The 16,694-nt window shown below is 57.5% G+C and carries 14 protein-coding genes and 2 pseudogenes; 3 read left to right on the plus strand and 13 right to left on the minus strand.

Going from position 1 to position 16,694, the window contains the following annotated elements:
- Positions 1-101 precede the first annotated feature (101 nt).
- The 5 genes from AC3WP4_RS06025 to AC3WP4_RS06045 form a co-directional block, all read right to left on the minus strand.
- A complete protein-coding gene (locus AC3WP4_RS06025; RefSeq protein ID WP_074871136.1) occupies positions 102-938 on the minus strand; it encodes an ABC transporter ATP-binding protein in 837 nt (278 codons plus the stop codon).
- The gene (locus AC3WP4_RS06030; protein ID WP_008149230.1) at positions 926-1,729 is read right to left on the minus strand and encodes an ABC transporter permease; all 804 of its coding nucleotides are present in this window, start codon (positions 1,727-1,729) and stop codon (positions 926-928) included. Before AC3WP4_RS06030 ends, AC3WP4_RS06025 begins: the two co-directional genes overlap by 13 nt.
- Before the next feature lie 9 nt (positions 1,730-1,738).
- Positions 1,739-2,725, minus strand: a complete 987-nt coding sequence (locus AC3WP4_RS06035) for an ABC transporter substrate-binding protein (RefSeq protein ID WP_074871140.1) — start codon at positions 2,723-2,725, stop codon at positions 1,739-1,741.
- 396 nt (positions 2,726-3,121) lie between these two features.
- Complete coding sequence (locus AC3WP4_RS06040; protein ID WP_102615753.1) at positions 3,122-4,492, minus strand: aspartate aminotransferase family protein; 1,371 nt, start codon at positions 4,490-4,492, stop codon at positions 3,122-3,124.
- A gap of 31 nt (positions 4,493-4,523) precedes the next feature.
- The gene (locus AC3WP4_RS06045) at positions 4,524-6,017 is read right to left on the minus strand and encodes an aldehyde dehydrogenase (protein ID WP_102615783.1); all 1,494 of its coding nucleotides are present in this window, start codon (positions 6,015-6,017) and stop codon (positions 4,524-4,526) included.
- 226 nt (positions 6,018-6,243) lie between these two features.
- Between AC3WP4_RS06045 and AC3WP4_RS06050 the strand changes: the two genes are divergently transcribed.
- Positions 6,244-7,164, plus strand: a complete 921-nt coding sequence (locus tag AC3WP4_RS06050) for a LysR substrate-binding domain-containing protein (protein WP_074880365.1) — start codon at positions 6,244-6,246, stop codon at positions 7,162-7,164.
- Positions 7,165-7,312: 148 nt separating this feature from the next.
- Here AC3WP4_RS06050 and hrpB read toward each other — a convergent pair whose 3' ends face one another.
- Both hrpB and AC3WP4_RS06060 read right to left on the minus strand, forming a co-directional pair.
- Entirely contained in the window at positions 7,313-9,187 is a 1,875-nt protein-coding gene (gene hrpB / locus AC3WP4_RS06055; protein ID WP_309475563.1) for an ATP-dependent helicase HrpB, read from the minus strand.
- Positions 9,161-10,081 (minus strand): annotated as a pseudogene (locus AC3WP4_RS06060) (ATP-dependent nuclease); the annotation flags it as partial. The pseudogene AC3WP4_RS06060 and the gene hrpB, both read right to left, overlap by 27 nt.
- Here AC3WP4_RS06060 and AC3WP4_RS06065 point away from each other — a divergent pair.
- Complete coding sequence (locus AC3WP4_RS06065; RefSeq protein ID WP_256581141.1) at positions 10,019-10,153, plus strand: hypothetical protein; 135 nt, start codon at positions 10,019-10,021, stop codon at positions 10,151-10,153. The pseudogene AC3WP4_RS06060 and the gene AC3WP4_RS06065 sit on opposite strands and share 63 nt — an antisense overlap.
- Before the next feature lie 99 nt (positions 10,154-10,252).
- Here AC3WP4_RS06065 and AC3WP4_RS06070 read toward each other — a convergent pair.
- The 4 genes and pseudogenes from AC3WP4_RS06070 to AC3WP4_RS06085 form a co-directional block, all read right to left on the minus strand.
- Positions 10,253-10,423 (minus strand): annotated as a pseudogene (locus AC3WP4_RS06070) (AAA family ATPase); the annotation flags it as partial.
- Positions 10,424-10,623: 200 nt separating this feature from the next.
- Entirely contained in the window at positions 10,624-11,172 is a 549-nt protein-coding gene (locus AC3WP4_RS06075) for an SH3 domain-containing protein (protein ID WP_309475562.1), read from the minus strand.
- Positions 11,173-11,221: 49 nt separating this feature from the next.
- Positions 11,222-11,698, minus strand: a complete 477-nt coding sequence (locus AC3WP4_RS06080) for a hypothetical protein (RefSeq protein ID WP_102615755.1) — start codon at positions 11,696-11,698, stop codon at positions 11,222-11,224.
- A gap of 79 nt (positions 11,699-11,777) precedes the next feature.
- On the minus strand, positions 11,778-13,196 hold the full coding sequence (locus AC3WP4_RS06085; protein WP_146011610.1) for a PDDEXK family nuclease: 1,419 nt from the start codon (positions 13,194-13,196) through the stop codon (positions 11,778-11,780).
- A 205-nt stretch (positions 13,197-13,401) separates the two neighbouring features.
- Between AC3WP4_RS06085 and AC3WP4_RS06090 the strand changes: the two genes are divergently transcribed.
- The gene (locus tag AC3WP4_RS06090) at positions 13,402-14,691 is read left to right on the plus strand and encodes an RES family NAD+ phosphorylase (protein ID WP_102615757.1); all 1,290 of its coding nucleotides are present in this window, start codon (positions 13,402-13,404) and stop codon (positions 14,689-14,691) included.
- Between the two features lie 43 nt (positions 14,692-14,734).
- Here the strand turns inward: AC3WP4_RS06090 and AC3WP4_RS06095 are convergent, their stop codons facing one another.
- Together AC3WP4_RS06095 and AC3WP4_RS06100 are read right to left on the minus strand one after the other, a co-directional pair.
- On the minus strand, positions 14,735-15,217 hold the full coding sequence (locus tag AC3WP4_RS06095) for a hypothetical protein (protein WP_178081746.1): 483 nt from the start codon (positions 15,215-15,217) through the stop codon (positions 14,735-14,737).
- Between the two features lie 826 nt (positions 15,218-16,043).
- Positions 16,044-16,406, minus strand: a complete 363-nt coding sequence (locus tag AC3WP4_RS06100; protein ID WP_102615759.1) for an antitoxin Xre/MbcA/ParS toxin-binding domain-containing protein — start codon at positions 16,404-16,406, stop codon at positions 16,044-16,046.
- Positions 16,407-16,694 lie beyond the last annotated feature (288 nt).

Genomic DNA, 16,694 nt, shown 5'->3' on the forward strand with positions numbered 1-16,694 from the left:
GGAGCGAGCCTGCTCGCGATGGCGTAGTGTCAGTTGACATCTTTGTTGGATGATCAATCGCAATCGCGAGCAGGCTCACTCCCACAGGGATTTGTGCACGGTCAATGTTCCTCCTCCAGCTCATCGTGCAATAGCCCGAAGATCCTGCGCTTCATGTCGATGAACGAGCGCTCCATGACCATGTCCAGCGTCCGTGGGCGTTCGATCGGCACGTCCAGAATCTGCTTGATCCGACCCGGCCGAGCGCCCATCACGTAGACCCGATCACCCAGCAGAATCGCCTCGTCGATATCGTGAGTCACGAACAACACGGTCTTCTTGCTGTTGCCCCAGACCCGCAACAACAGCTGCTGCATTTGCAGGCGCGTCTGGCTGTCGAGCGCGCCGAAGGGCTCGTCCATGAGCAGGATTTGCGGGTCGTTGGCCAGCGCCCGAGCAATCGCCACGCGCTGCATCATGCCGCCGGACAGCTGCTTGGCGTAGTTGTCGGCAAACCCGGACAGGCCGACTTCGTTGACGTAGTAATCGACGATCTCCTTGCGCTGGGCGGCGGCCATGCCGCGACGCTTGAGGCCGAACTCGACGTTCTGCCGCACGGTCAGCCACGGGAACAGCGTATAGCTCTGGAACACCATGCCGCGATCCGCGCCCGGCCCCTGAACTTGCTGGCCACCGACGTAGATCTCGCCTTCCGTGGGCTCATTCAAACCCGCCGTGAGGTAAAGCAGACTCGACTTGCCGCAGCCCGAAGGCCCCACCAGCACGGCGAATTGCTGATCCGGCACTTCAAACGACACCTGATCCAGCGCGGTGAACACGCCACCGTCGGGCTTTTGATAGCGAAGGCTGACCTTGTCCACTTGCAGCCGTGGTGCGGCGTGCACCGGGGCGGGTTGTGGCGTGATGAAACGAGGGTTGACGGCGCTTACTGAGCCCATGCGGCGATCCTCAGACGAAGGAAACGGAACAGTTGATCGGTGACCAGGCCCAGCAGGCCGATGATCGCGATTGCCAGGAAAATCACATCCACTTGAAAGCCGCGCATGGCTTTAAGGCTCAAGTAGCCCAGACCGCTGGAAGCCGCGACCAGCTCGGCAACCACCAGGTAAGTCCAGGCCCAGCCCATGGTCACGCGCAAGGTGTCGAGCACACCCGGCAATGACGCTGGGGCGATCACATGCAGCACCGCATCGCGGCGGTTCGAACCCAAGGTATAGGACGCGTTGATCAGGTCCTTGGAGATGCCTTTGGACACGTCCGCGATCATCACCAGTTGTTGGAAAAACACGCCGAAGATGATCACCGAAACCCGCTGCTCCAGACCGATGCCGATCCACAGGATGAACAGCGGCACGAACGAAGTGACCGGCAGGTAGCGGATGAAATTGACCATCGGCTCAAGGAACGCCTGGACGATACGAAAGCTGCCCATCAACAACCCCAGCGGCACGGCCACCAGCGACGACACGATGAAGCCGACCATCACCACTTCGAGGCTGGCCCACACATGCAGGCCGAGCGTGCCGTCGCGACTCAGGCGCACGGCGGCCTCGACCACCGCGCCCGGTGTCGGCAGGAACATGCCCGGCACCACGCCGCCGTAAGACAACCCGGCCCACAGGCCGACCAACAACACCCAGGCCAGACCGCTCGCGCTCCAGATCACCGAAACCGGCAAACCGGTCTTGGGCGTGATGCAGCGGCTCAGCCATGAATTGCGCTTGAACATGCGAACCTCCTAGAGCGGGCTGACGAAACGGTTGTCGATCAGGTCGTCATGGCTGACGTTGTAGGGTTTGCCCTGCAATTCGCTAGCGGTCTCGTTGGCCAGTTTGATCAGCAGTTCGCTGTCGCCCGGTTTGCCCGGCGAGCCGAGGAGTTTCTCGCTCATGGCCTGATCGTAGAAGCGCACGCCCTGTGCGGCAGCGGCCAGCTCCTTGGGATCGGCGAGGTAACCGCCGACGCCTTTGGCCATGATTTTGTAGGCTTCTTGCGGATGGTCCTTGGTGTACTGCACGGCCTTGTACAGACCGGCCACCAACGCCTTGACGTCTTCCGGCTGCTTTTCAATGACCGTGCAGTTGAGCGCGACCACGTCGACAATCACTCCCGGCGTACTGCTGCTGTCGATCAGCACTTTGCCTTTTTGCTTATTGCGGACCATCGACAGATGCGGTTCCCAGGTCACGGCGGCGGGCACGCGACCGGCGATGAACGCGGTGGCTGCATCGTCAGCCGTCATGTTCTGCACGGTGATGTCGCTCATTTTCATGCCGTGTTTTTTCAGCAGGTACGACAGCCAAAACTGCGAAGTCGAACCTTCGTTCACCGCCACGGCCTTGCCTTTCAACTCCTGCAAACTCTTGACGTCCTTGCCGACCAAAACACCGTCGCCACCATGGCTGTCATCCAGTGCAGCCACAGCCTTGAAGCAGAATTGCGGGCGGTACTTGAGCACCTCGTCGATGGTCGACGCCGAGCCCGACAACTCGCCCGAGGCTTGTGCGGCCATGTACATCGAAGCCTCTTCGACGACGGGCAATTCGACGGTCAAACCGTTTTCCTTGAAGTAGCCCAGGTCTTGAGCCAGGTAGAGCGTGCCGTATCCGACCCACGTGGTGTGGCCGATAGAGAGGGTGCCGGCCTGGGCGCTGGTGGCGACCGTGACGGCGATGGCGGTGACCGCCAGTGGATGAGTGATGCAGTTCAGCAAGGACTTGATCATGGAGCACTCCCAAAGCTGTTGATTTAGTTTTGTCATGGGCAGTACGGCCAGCGGCCTTGGAGAAGTGCTGCCACCTGCGGTCTCTGGTGGACCTTTCGGCGAGCAGCGTTTGGCTGACTGGCGAGGTCGATGTTGGCCCAAGGCCGGGAGAAGGAAAATCAGGAAATATGTCGTTGGGAGTGATGAAAAAACTGGGTAGTGCGCGCCGTAAAAGGGCGCTGTGGGCGGGGATGCCCGAGGTGGGTGCAAAAGGTGAGAGGTGTGTTAAATCGGTAATAGCTATCGCGGGCAAGCCCGCTCCCACAGGGTTTGTGTTGGCCTCAGAATTCCGGCACGACACATAACCTGTGGGAGCGGGCTTGCCCGCGATAAGGTCCGCAGGACCTTCCGGCAATGTCAGAGCCGGCCGTATTCCTGCGCCGTACGATCAACCGCTTTCAGGGTTTTGCCGACCAGTTCATCCACCTCTTCCCGACTGGCAATCAACGCCGGCGCCATGATCATCCGCCCCAACGTCGAGCGAATAATCACCCCCTCTTCAAAACCAATCGTGCGGCAACGCCAGGCAATGTCGCCTTCATTGGCAAAGCGTTTGCGACTGGTCTTGTCCTCAGCCAATTGCAGCGCCGCGACCATGCCGACACCCTGAATATCGCCCACCAACGGGTGATTGCCGAACACCTCGCGCAAGCACTGTTGCAGGTACGGCCCGATGTCATCCTTGACCCGCGCCACCACCCCTTCATCGCGCAACGCCGTGAGGTTGGCGATGGCCACCGCCGCCGCCACCGGGTGCCCGGAATAGGTCAAGCCGTGGGCAAACACCCCGCCCTGCTCCACCAGTACCTGAGCCATTTTCTTCGACAGGATCAGACCGCCCATGGGGATGTAACCCGAGGTCAAACCCTTGGCGATCGACAGCGTGTCCGGCTCGAAACCGAAGTGCTCGTGGGCGAACCATTCGCCGGTACGACCGAAGCCGCCGATCACTTCGTCAGCGCACAACAGCACATCGTACTTACGGCAGATCCGCTGAATTTCCGGCCAGTAACTCTCGGGTGGAAAGATCATCCCGCCAGCGCCCTGGAACGGTTCGGCGATAAACCCGGCGATCTTGTCCGCGCCGAGTTCGAGAATCTTCGCTTCCAGTTGCTGCGCCGCCCGCAGACCAAATTCAGCCGGAGTCAGGTTGCCCTCGTGGGCGAAAAAGTACGGCTCGTCAATGTGTTCGATGTCGGGAATCATGCCGCCCATTTCGTGCATGAATTTCATGCCGCCGAGCGCCGTCGCTGCCAGGGTCGAGCCGTGGTAGCCGTTCCAGCGACCGATCATGATTTTCTTCTCGGGCTTGCCGAGGATCGTCCAGTAACGACGCACGGTGCGGATCAGCACCTCGTTGGCCTCGGAGCCGGAGTTGGTGTAGATCGCGTGGCTGTAGTGCCCCGGCAACAGGCTGAACAGCAGCTCCGAAAGCTCGATCACCTGCGGGTGGGTGGTGTGGAAAAACATGTTGTAGTACGGCAACTGCTCCAGCTGCCGAGACGCGGCGGCAGCCAGGTCCTTGCGCCCGTAACCGAGGTTGGTGCACCACAATCCGGACATGCCGTCGAGGTAACGCCGACCATCGTTGTCCCACAGGTGCAGGCGCTCGCCACGAACCATCACCCGGGGTCCTTCATCGTTGAGCGCTTTTTGATCGACGAATGCGTGGATGTGGTGCGCAGCGTCGGCGGCCTGGTAGTCGCGGGTTTCACGTGGTGTGGTCATCGCCAGTTCTCCGTTTTGTTATGTGCGGCTGTTATGTGCGCAGCTGAAACCAGGTGGTCTTCAACTGGGTGTATTTATCGAATGAATGCAGCGACAGGTCGCGGCCGAAACCGGATTGTTTGCCGCCCCCGAAAGGCACGGTCACGTCCAGCGCATCGACGCTGTTGACCGACACCGTGCCGGCTCGCAATTGTCGCGCCACGCGGTGGGCGCGATTGAGGTCGTCGGTCCACAGCGACGCGGCCAAACCGTAGACGCTGTCGTTGGCCAGTTGCAAGGCGTGGGCCTCATCATCGAACGCCGTGACCGCCAGCACCGGGCCGAACACTTCATCACGAAACAGCGGCATGTCCGGGCTCACGCCAGTGAAAATCGTCGGCTGAATGAAGTTGTCGGAGCCGTTGAAAATCGACTGTCGACCGCCGCACACCTTGGTAGCGCCGTGGCTCTCGGCGTTTTGGATGAACTTCATGATGCGTGCGGTTTGACGGCTGTCGACGATGGCTCCGGCGCGACTCGACGGGTCCAATGGATCACCCGGCTGCCAGCGCTCAGCCTGCACTTTGAGACGCTCGACGAACTCGTCATGAATCGAACGCTCCACCAGCAACCGCGAGTTGGCCGAGCACACTTCACCCTGATTGAAGAAGATCCCGAACGCGGCTTTCTCTGCAGCGAGGTCGAGGTCCTGGCAATCAGCAAACACCAGATTGGCGCTCTTGCCGCCGCACTCCAGCCACACCTGTTTCAGGTTCGATTGCGCGGAGTACTGCATGAAATATTTGCCGACTTCGGTGGAGCCAGTGAACACCAGACAATCGACATCCGGGTGCAAACCGAGGGCTTTGCCGGTCTGTTCGCCGAGCCCCGGCAACACGTTCAGCACCCCGGCCGGCAGGCCGGCTTCCAGCGCCAGCTCGGCCAGACGCAGGGCGGAAAACGGTGATTGCTCGGCAGGTTTGAGGATCACCGAATTACCCGCCGCCAACGCCGGTGCGAGTTTCCACGCGGCCATGTCCAGCGGGAAGTTCCACGGCACCACCGCAGCGACCACGCCCAGCGCTTCGCGGGTGATGGTCGCCAGCACGTTCTGCGCGCTCGGGGCGATCTGGTCGTAGAGTTTGTCGAGGCTTTCGGCGTACCAGCGAAACACCACGGCGGCGCCCGGCACGTCGATGTTGTAGGCGTCCATCACCGGTTTGCCCATGTTCAGCGAATCGAGCAGCGCCAGTTCTTCGCGGTGGGTCATGATCAGATCGGCCAGGCGCAACAGCACTTGCTTGCGCTCACTCGGCGAACGCGCCGCCCAGGTGCCGGCCTCGAACACTTGCCGCGCATTGCGCACCGCAGCGTCCACGTCTTCTTCGCCGCACGCGGCCACGTTGGCCAGGCACTGGCCGGTGGCGGGGTTGATCGCGGCGAAGGTCTGCCCCGACTGCGCCGCACGGGGTTTGCCGTCGATCACGGCCTGATCGGGAAACCGCAGCGCAGCGGCTTTGTTTTGCCAGTCTGTAAGCTCGAACACGTTCAGATGCTCCATGGGCTTTTCTTGTGAATTGGATGGTGGCCCAGGCCTGTGTCGAGGAAAAATAGTAAAAATGTCTTCGCAGACCATGAAAAAACTGGGCAGCCGATCTCCCCGGTGGCGCGGTATGTGGTTATTGTTCAGGCACAACAACACCGTCGTCAGAACGGAAGCAGTCGGCGCGAAAATTGCCTGGATGTCGACATCATCCACCCCGAGGTTTGCCGTGGCTGCCTACAACCTGCGTCAATTGAAGTACTTCATCACCACCGTCGAATGCGGCAGCGTCGCCGAGGCCTCGCGCAAGCTGTACATCGCCCAACCGGCGATTTCCACGGCGATCAAAGGCCTGGAAGACAGCTTCGGCGTGCAACTGCTGATCCGTCATCACGCCCAGGGCGTGTCCTTGACCCCCAGCGGTGCACGCTTCTACCGCAAGGCCCAGGAACTGCTGCGCATGGCCAAGGAGTTCGAACAGAACGCCCTCGCCGACAACGACGTGGTGGCCGGGCAAATCGATATCGGTTGCTTCGAAACGGTCGCGCCGCTGTACCTGCCGCAGTTGATTGCCGGGTTCTCGGCGCTGTATCCGGGGGTGAAAATCCGCATCCGCGACGGCGAGCAGCAAGAGCTGGTGCAAGGCCTGACCTCGGGCACCTTCGACCTGGCGATCCTGTATGAACACGACCTCGACGCCACCATCCAGACCGAACCCCTGATGCCGGCGCAGCGGCCTTATGCATTGCTGCCGGCAGATCACCGCTTTGCCCAGCTCAAGCAAGTGTCGCTGCGCGATTTGTGCCTGGAGCCGATGATTTTGCTGGACGTGCAACCGAGCCGGACCTACTTCGTCAGCCTGTTCGAAGAGTTGGGGCTGACGCCGAACATTGCTTTCAGCTCACCGTCGATCGAGATGGTCCGGGGCATGGTCGGGCAAGGCTTCGGCTTCTCGATCCTGGTCACCCGGCCGCATTCGGAATGCACCTATGACGGCCAGAAAGTGGTGTGCGTGGACATCGTCGAAGACATCACCGGCTCAGGGCTGGTGGCGGCGTGGCTCAAGCGCGGGCAGTTGACCAAACCGGCGCAGTTGTTTGCAGATTATTGCCGCGAGCAGTTGACGGCCAAGGCCGGGACCAGAGCTTAGCGCTTATGATCGTTCCCACGCTCTGCGTGGGAATGCCTCAAGGGACGCTCCGCGTTCCAGCAGCACCGCTGGCGCCGGGCCTGGCACCGAAGTGACGCGGAGCGTCACGGGATGCATTCCCACGCGGAGCGTGGGAACGATCAGCGCTTCAGCTTTTACGGGGTTTGATCCGCGCGGTCGCTTCGGCCACCAGTGGGTCATCCGGCCAATAGTGCTTCGGATACCGACCCTTCAAATCCTTCTTCACCTCGGCATACGTACTGCGCCAGAAGTTCGCCAAATCCTGGGTCACCTGCACCGGCCGTCGCGCCGGGGACAGCAGATGCAGTTTGACCACCTGCCGGCCACCGGCGATCCGCGGGGTTTCCGCCAGGCCGAACAGCTCCTGCAACCGCACCGCCAGAATCGGCGGCTGTTCGCTGTAGTCCAGCCGAATCGATGAACCCGACGGCACGCTCAAATGATGCGGCGCCAGCTCATCGAGCCGTTGCGGCAGCGGCCACGGCAACAGGTTATGGACGATGCTCGACAGGTCCAGATTGGCGAAATGACTGAGCCGCGAGACTTTACCCAGATACGGCATCAGCCACTGTTCGAGGCTTTTGAGCAATGCAGCGTCGCTGACATCCGGCCATTCACTCTGCTCCTTACTGCCGAGGTCCAGCTGTCGCAGCAACGCCACGCGCGCTTGCCACTGACGCAGCTCTGGGGTCCACGGCAACAGCTCCAGGCCTTTGCGTCGCACCAGATTGACCAACGCCTGACTGCGGGCAGTTTCATCGAGCCCGGTCAACGGTTCGCGGCTGAGGATCAATTCACCGACCTTGCGCTGACGCTCGGCGCGCAACACGCCTTCGCGCTCATCCCAATCCAGTTGATCGACCACGCGCACTTGCTCGGCCAGCACCGAATCGAACAGCGCCGGATCGAAATCCACCGCCAGATAAATCCGTTCTTCACGCTGGCCCTGGCGACTGCCGAGATCGGCGATCACCAGCCACGGTTGCTTCATCAAACTGTCCGCTTCGGCGAACAACGCCGCACGGCCATTGGCCAAACGATACTCCGCGCCACCGGCACGACGCTGCTGGGCAACGCGGTCGGGATAGGCCAACGCCAACAGCGCGCCCAGCCAACGCGGATGATCCGGATCGCTGACCGGTTCCGACGCTTTACCCCGCAAGTAACCGCGATACTGCCGCGCCAGTTGCCGGGCACGCTGCACGCCACCCTGCGCGCCGCGTGCGGCCCGTTCTTCGCCAGACAACAGCACCAATCGGCTGTGCAGATCCGCCCCGGCGCCACGCAAGATATCCCGCTCGCCGAGCAAGGCCGCGACATCGCAGGCCATATCCGCCAAGCCGAGCGCCTGACCGCGCAACAGTAAATGCGCGATGCGCGGATGCGCCGGCAGTTCGGCCATGGCCTGACCGTGGCGGGTCAGCGCTTCGCCGTCCAATGCGCCCAGGCGCTCGAGCAAGTCCTGAGCCTGCGCGTAAGCGGCCGCTGGAGGGATGTCGAGCCACACCAATTGCCCCGGTGTCACGCCCCAGCGGCCGAGTTGCAACGCCAATCCGGCAAGGTCCGCCGAGAGGATTTCCGCGCTGGCGTAGGCCGCCAGTTGCTCGTGCTGATCCTGCGACCACAAGCGATAACACACGCCCGGTTCCAACCGCCCGGCCCGACCCGCGCGCTGAGTGGCGCTGGCTTTGGAAATACGCTGAGTGTCGAGGCGGGCCATGCCGCTGCCCGGATCGAACCGCGGCACCCGCGCCAGCCCGGCATCGATTACCACGCGCACGCCGTTGATGGTCAGGCTGGTCTCGGCGATGTTGGTCGCCAACACCACTTTGCGCTTGCCGGCGGGGGCCGGATCGATCGCGGCGCGTTGCGCGGCCAGATCCAGTTCACCGTGCAACGGGCAGAGCAGAACTTCCGAAGCGAAGTCGACGTAGTTTTCTATGCAGTTTTTCTGATAATTCTTGTCATTGTCTCGTATGGCTGCGACTCGAATTCCAAGCAGGTTAGCGAGCTCCATATACCTTTTGAAGCTAGTGCCGCCAATAGAGATTATGTGAACGTCATCGACATGCGGCAGACGCCCATTGGTACATTGCTTATAGAATTCTTCCACCAGGATGAATTCCGCATCACCTTCAACCAATATCACTTTCTTCGAAAGCGCGAACTCCAGGACATTGTTGTCCGGGGCCTTCATGAAGAATTCTGCGGTGTCAGGTGATAGGGCTTTAAGTGAGCCAGCAGCTGCATTCGGGCCGATCAAAAGGGCATGCCGAAGATCAAGCCTTGAGCAAATATGGCTACTGTGGGTTGCGATGAAAAGCTGTGTGCTTTCGTTCTCCGCTAGCTTGGCGACAAGTGCTTTCATAGAGGAATGGCTGAGATGGTTTTCAGGCTCCTCCAATAGCATTACATCTAAGCCTCCTTGCTTGTGCTTGCTCAGCGCAAATTCGGTCTTGATGAAGCACTGCCTTCCTTTCCCATGGTTCTCAAGCGGAATATTGTCTTCCGTGATGATTAGGTCAGTTTCCAGGTTCGACCGGACGCTACTCCGTACGTCAAACTGATACGCTCGTAGGTCAGCGTTGAGCGCTGCGAGATGTTGTCCTGTAAACGCCTGCTTCCCTTGGCGGTACAGGTTCTCAAGCTTATAGCGGTCTTCAACGGGGGCGTTGAAAGCGTATACGGCTCGTGTGTATTCACGAGATGCGTGATCGCCATCAATACGTGAACCGTCTAGCATCATATGCTTGATGGGGCGGTTGAACGCTGCATAGGGCCTGCCGGCAAACGTTTCAAACCGCACCGCGTAATATTCGAATGGGAAGTTCGGTTGATCATCAGCCAAAATGGCTTGTACCGCTTCGCCATACTCGGCCATCACCGCAAGGATCATGCGCACACCGTCTGTCTGGCGCTGGTGGGCGTTGTTGGTTCCATACAGGCTTTCGTCGTCACCTTCCTCTAGGAACACGTCGACTATCAGCTCAGGCAGTTTCTCTAGGCTTTTCTCCCCAGCAAGGAAGGTGGTCACCGAATCCTGGTTGAGCAAGGTTTCAGCACCCAGAGCTTCAATGCGATTGCGACTCCCGCCGAGCGCGAGGTCTAGAGCGAGCAAAATGCTGCTTTTTCCTGCCTCATTGTTGCCAATCAGAACACTCTTCCCAGGCTCGAAATCGAGCGTGAGCGATTTGAATTTTTTGAAGTTCTGGATTACCACTTTCCGTATGGTATGCATGTCGAGCCCTGAGCTGAAAAAGTAAAAAAAAGAGGGTGAACCACCGGAAATGTAAAGCAAGGCGGGTCACGGATTCATAGCCAATACCCAGCTATCTGCAACGAAACCTATCGTCACTAGATGGCCTCGTCTATCGGTTCTTACGTCTCCAAAGCGCCTGCGAAATTTTACCCCCCGGGGATACGTCATCAGATGATCGCTTAAACGCCGTAGCGCTTGTTTCCGCCTGAGGTAATGCAGTACCTACCGCCTCTTGGCCCTATGCAAACTGTTCCAGAGGAACAGGGGCACGAGGAGCCGTAAGCTGGAGTATGTTGGCGAGAAGGCTGTGCAGGCTGAGTAGCTGGCATGGGTTTCGACACGACGTAGCAGCCCGATCCACTACACAGACTTTTGGACGACAGCCACTTCGCTGGTTGACCATCAATGCTGATGCGCGCCCATTCATTCTGCGTCTCGAAGACCTGAACCTTTTCCCCGCGCTTCAGTTTGGAGATGACCTTTCCGCCTGGTTGATTCCGAACATTGAGGTTGTCAGCGCTCACGAACTGCTCAGTTGCAGAGGTAGGGGCCGGTGTTGACGGTGAGGCAGGAGAAGTTGACGGCAGCGTACTCGGCGCGCTCAAGGTTCTGGGCTGCGCAGGGGCAGGAGGTGTGTCTTTCTTCCCCATTGCCCACAGGACAGCGAATAGAATCAGGAGCGGGACAAACCATGACTGAGACTTCTTGCGCATATCCATTGCTCTCATTCGGCACGTATCACAACGGCTGTCTTACTGACCAACCTGACGTCATCACCTATTGCGAGCTTAGCCAAGCTTCCACTTTTTGCAGCCTGTTCAGTTCCGAGAGCTTGGGCTTCCCACGATCCAGTACACCAAGCAGATGTCTTCTCGCCTCTGGGGAAGGGAACCATTCCGCGACTTCTACATTGCAGTGTCTTGAATCGCTCAACGCCCATTTCACGATCATGTCTGCAGCAGCTCTGTAGTGATCAGCCATAAAGAGCCGTTTATCCTCTACGCGCCAGCCACGCTCCCTGAGCTGCTCGGTCACATCAGTGATGCCCGTGTCACCAAAAAACGCATCGGTATCCGGGTAGTGAATCCCTGCAAGAGACACTTTGGCGACGACCGAATCTCGGTCGAAATAAGACAGGAAATGCCACCCACCGGTGCTGCATCCTGGGCAGGGGAAATTGATTGCGGCTTTGCCAGTTATGTAGTGCTGGCGAGAAACGCGTTTGAGGTCGAAATCGAAGAGCGGTTGCGTCATGTGACATACCTCTGTGCACCTGCGCTACCTAATCGCCCGGAGACAACGCCTCGGTAAAGCAAGAGTCTGACTGCTCATCTCAGGCGTTTGGTACGGCGGAGGCCTTAATGGCTTCTTCATCCTTCCGTAACCTTACTCCGGCATCCTTAACATACACCCCGCATTCAATTAGCTCACTCACGTCCTCGTGCTTGCCAAGAAATGATGCTCGAATCCCCTTGAGCAAAACGTGGGCGTAGCGGGCATCTTCAATCATGGTGTCCATCTCGCCTGATATCGTTATCCCTCGGGAACTCAAATGCTTAACAGCAGACAGAGTGAAAGGCTGCTGTGGCTCCTCCATTCGATACTGGTGGCGCTGCTTCAGTAGCTCGCTTAACTGATGCGCGTCACTTAGCATTTGTTCTGAGAGGCCTCGGCGATTACTTTGCCGAGCTGCGACCAGCACATTTGCCTGCATGGATTGAAGCCCAGGCAGGATAAAATCGCGGAGGATGAAGTAGAACTCCAACTGCCGATTCATCGCATCGTCAGCTGGCTTGCGCAGCCGCTTCAAGCGTTCAGCAGACGCATCAGAATTGTTAGGAATGCATAGTGCCTTCTGGCTATCCCTGATGCCCTGTTCAAAAAAATCAGTCATCTGATTGGCGATCAATCCCTGTCGATAATCCTCTCGTAAAAGGTCGAGCAGCACATCCAGTTGGTTAATCGCTGCAATATCAATCTTTAAACTGGCGTGCTGCACCTGATGCTCCATTGCATTCAGTGTCCTTTCCACAGGAACGATGCAAAACTGCTGAAAAGAATATGAGAAGGCAAACGTCTCTTTGTCCAGCATTCCAAGGCAACCCTCATAGATCTGAATCAACCGATCATTTAGATCCATATACTCAGCGAGGCCCTCGATTGTCGCCTGATTCATCTGTGCTGTATCGGCTTGATAGGCCAGGTACTTATGGATCCCCACGAGGGCAGCTACGGCAAAGCAGCTCGCCAATCCGACCCTGAGGATCCAACCACGAAGAGAAATCTTAGGTTTGTAGTCAGGATAAAATGACTCCTGAAGCGAGGCGTTCTCTTGAATTACAGCTTCAAGCGCCCCCCAGCCCCATACGTCCACTGTTCCCTTTCCAACGATAGCTCGCTCTTCCGTAAGCTCTAAAGCTCGATTGGTGAGAAGCTTGTCATGCGGACTGGTGGTAAGGATGAAGAAGTGATCGATCTTGAACGGGAAGTCTTCTGTCTCGAGAACCGCTTGGTTTACCTGCGCGAGGGTCAGATTTTTGCCGAGGTTCTCATTTCGCCCCTTGCACTGAACGGCGATGAGAGAACCATCTTTGAGGCGGCAATACAGATCCACGCCATGCTGCCGTTGGCCTTCCCGACCGTATTGGTCGAATCTGTTTTTAAAGACGCAGCTCATTACTGCTAGTGACAGACGCTCGAATTGTTTCCAGTCTGCGGGACGTCGGTAGGTCGCGGCATGTGGTGCGGTCATAACCTGAAAATCAACTCCATTTAAAAGTGTTTACGCAGGGAAGCTTGGCTGAGCTAGACCCAGCAGCTAAAACATCCCAAGCCAGGTTTCGCCTCAAATGGGGCAACCTGAAGGCTGCGACTCGGCGTACAGCAAGTTTTTCATCGGGCCGAGCGTCCATGGTGACTTAGAATCGCCGCCAATTGAATTCTGCTAGGCGTAAAACATGGATGAAGACCTGATCTGCCACGAATGCTTGAACGAAATCCATCTTAAAGGGTTGATCAGGCGAACCGGCGTGGCTGCAGAGTGCTCGTTCTGCCTAAAAAAGCGTAAGGCTATCCCACTCGAGAATCTGGTCAGTATGGTCGACGATGTCCTCCAGAAGTATTGCCATCCTGGAGCGATATACGATCAGTACGATGACAATGGAAAACGCTCTGAGACAGAGCAGACTGGCGATCCCCTTATCTTCCATGTCGCAGAATTGCTTGGTTTGGATGAGGACGACCCGGTCGCCGAGCGTGTCCTCTGCGACCTCAACGAAAGCTCCCATTACGACATCATGCAAGGAGGAGAGGCTAGATATAGCGATGATGAGAACTATGAGTGGAGAGTGATTCGACCAAGAGAAGCAGAAACCCGATGGCTGAATTTTCAGAACGAAATGAAACATGGGAATCGATTTTTTAGCCAGCATGCCAAGGATTTTCTGGACTGGCTGTTTCGAGGACTCTCATCCTTCAAAAGCCCTGATGGCTCGATGTCCGTTGTCAGAGAGCTTGCGAACGATCAGATCTTTCGTGCCAGGCGCTGTGACTCCGCTTCAGAATACGACTCGATCATTAGCAGCCCTGCTGCAGAACTCGGCCCGCCACCCAAGGAGGCCGCAGGGGCTGGCCGAATGAACCCTAAAGGATTGGCCGCTTTTTATGGAGCTTTTGACCGAAAAACCTGTGTTGCCGAGCTTCGCCCGCCAGTAGGAGGACGAGTCGTCAGCGGCGAATTCAAACTCACAAGACCCGTTCGCGTCCTGGATTTCATTGCTTTGGATGAAGCCTACGAAGCGAGGCCGTTGAGTGCTTTTGAAGCCAGCTATGAAGAGCAAATGGGTAGGCGCATCTTCTTGAAAACTCTCCACGCAAAAATCACCGTTCCAGTGCTTCCGAACCAGGAACACGAATACCTGGCAACACAAGTCATGGCGGAGTACCTGGCGACACAATTCGACCCGCCGCTCGACGGTGTACTGTTCGAATCGGCTCAAGTGCGAAAAGGTACAAATCTGACTCTGTTTAATCATGCCGTGGTGGCCTCACTCAAGCCTAGAACTGCTTTTACGAACCTAGATGACTTGCTTAGCACCAGCTCACCGCAAACGCCTGCGATTGAATACGTTCCTGACACGCTGGTGAGACATAAGGTTTGTCGAGTGAGATTCATAACCGATGATCTGATGCGTGAGGATGGCCAGCCCGAGTCTGATGAGCAGTACGACGATTGGGATGAGTATTAATTCGAGTCGTCTGGGGCAGTCGGGTTAAACTGGCGCTGATCACTCAGTCCGGTTTCTTCCGATTAAGACTCAATATTGGCCGAACACCAGCTCCCCCGGTGGCCTGCGGCTGCTGCTCGCTTGCAGTTTCAGCTGACGGTGGAATCTCCACTTGGCGAATTCTGGCAGGCTCGCGGTTCGGCGCGGGGTTTGCATCAGGCTTGTGTTGAGCGTCCGCTTTCACTCTGACGGAGATTTTCACCTCTGGCTTATCGTGCCGAGATTTTTTCTCTGGCTTGGCTGCCGTCGTGTTCTCATCGCCCTTCATCGCAACTTCGACCTGAGCTGACTGAGCCACTACAACGGCCTCTGGCCTCACTTCACTAGGCTGTCCAGCTGCGCGCCTAGCGGCTTCCTTCCAGTTATTCCAGTCGGCCACAGCAGCCGGTAATCGGTCATGGGCTTTGAGCCAGGTGCATAAACCTGGGTCGATCCACTGCACGATTTTCGTAATGTCACGATGCAGAAAATAGATCGGTTGCCACAAAAGCGGCTCGTGATGAAAGCATCGATTACGTAAATCCCTTGCATTGTTCAGCCGCTAGGCACGACCTCACTTAATGTCCCTTAAAAGGGACACTAACCTAGCTTTTGCCACTTAATGACCCAGTTTGGGGTCATTAACGAATGTCTGTTTTGCGCTCAAAAATTAGTGAAACAATCGACTGCACTTGGGGTGATCGGCGCGAGCGCTTCTTCAAAAAGCCAACCGCATCTTTGACCCAGATGCGGGTCGCTTTCGGCATACAACCTGGGGGTATAGTCGAATCAGCATCCGTTAAGCGCTTGGAGGGTATGAACGGGGTATGAACGATTGCAGGTGAATCGAGCGCGGTTCGAGTACTTTCTTGCTATCGCTCTTTCGAGCCATAGGCTCGGCTGAGACGGCCCTGAATTAATTGGCAACGGTGATCCAATTCAGTGGTCACTGCAGGATCTTATGGTTGCCGCACGAATCGCTTGAGTGACCGTCGACTCGCTATCACTTGCTCTCGTATCTCGGCGGGGTCAATCGACATGCCGCCATTGGGTGTCACGCGAAGCGACAGCAGCTTATTTAGGGCAGCTATGAAGGCGCGATCTCTCGCTTGCTCTGTGCCAGATCTTTTGTCAGGCCAAACGAATTCAACGCATCTCCTAAACAAGTTCATAACGCTCTCCATTGACGTCGCCTGCTCATCACAGAGCTTCAGCAAATGATATCTGGGTTCTACTACCCTCAGCGACGGGCGCTGATGTGCTGGGCCATAAAAACTCAAAGCGCGGTGGTAAATCGTCATGCATTGACCACCTGACTGGCTTCACCGCAGGTGTTAGGTGAGTGAGCGATTAGCCGCTAGATATTGGACAACTTGCTCGAGACCCGTTCTGCTTTTGATGAGGCCACGAGGTCGACTACACAGACCACGATTCTCGCTGCTGAGCCAGTTTCTTGCATTTCGCTCGTTACCAACGGCTGCGAGTAAGGACTGATACACCTCAACTAAAAGCAAAGCACGGCTCCCCGTGTCACTACTCGGTCGAAGCAGTTCATGTCCATGGCGTAAAAGCTGCATCGAGGAAACATCCTCGCCTAAGACAGCTGATAGTTCAGCGTCAGCAAGCCTCAGCCCTTCGCCGGCCCGGATAAATGCTTTGCTAAGTACAGCGCTTTCAGCGCTCGAAGCGGATTCCATGCTCCACCATATGGTCGGTGATGACTGGTCTGTAACGTAATTCTATGCTCTGTAACGCTGCTTACGTTACAAGTCAAAAGTTACGTTACGGGCTGTGATTAAACTCATAAGGCAGGCGGAGCGCGCAGGCGTGCAGGATGTCAGCCCGAAGGGCCGAGACGTGGCTTGCTACGGCTCGGTTCACGACAGCCCCCCCGCCAACGGCGGCACGCCACTATCGAAGCCCAGTTTCAACCAACCTGAAGAGGCTGAAATGACCCACGATGGGGAATGCCCAACGCTGGTCTT

The organism is Pseudomonas sp. FW305-20, assembly GCF_058788075.1.

Coding starts and splice junctions, on each gene's coding strand:
- AC3WP4_RS06100 (WP_102615759.1), bottom strand. CDS start 16,406: ATGGAATCCGCTTCGAGCGCTGAAAGCGCTGTACTTAGCAAAGCATTT.
- AC3WP4_RS06085 (WP_146011610.1), bottom strand. CDS start 13,196: ATGACCGCACCACATGCCGCGACCTACCGACGTCCCGCAGACTGGAAA.
- AC3WP4_RS06040 (WP_102615753.1), bottom strand. CDS start 4,492: ATGACCACACCACGTGAAACCCGCGACTACCAGGCCGCCGACGCTGCG.
- AC3WP4_RS06080 (WP_102615755.1), bottom strand. CDS start 11,698: ATGACGCAACCGCTCTTCGATTTCGACCTCAAACGCGTTTCTCGCCAG.
- AC3WP4_RS06025 (WP_074871136.1), bottom strand. CDS start 938: ATGGGCTCAGTAAGCGCCGTCAACCCTCGTTTCATCACGCCACAACCC.
- AC3WP4_RS06075 (WP_309475562.1), bottom strand. CDS start 11,172: ATGAGAGCAATGGATATGCGCAAGAAGTCTCAGTCATGGTTTGTCCCG.
- AC3WP4_RS06035 (WP_074871140.1), bottom strand. CDS start 2,725: ATGATCAAGTCCTTGCTGAACTGCATCACTCATCCACTGGCGGTCACC.
- AC3WP4_RS06090 (WP_102615757.1), top strand. CDS start 13,402: ATGGATGAAGACCTGATCTGCCACGAATGCTTGAACGAAATCCATCTT.
- AC3WP4_RS06030 (WP_008149230.1), bottom strand. CDS start 1,729: ATGTTCAAGCGCAATTCATGGCTGAGCCGCTGCATCACGCCCAAGACC.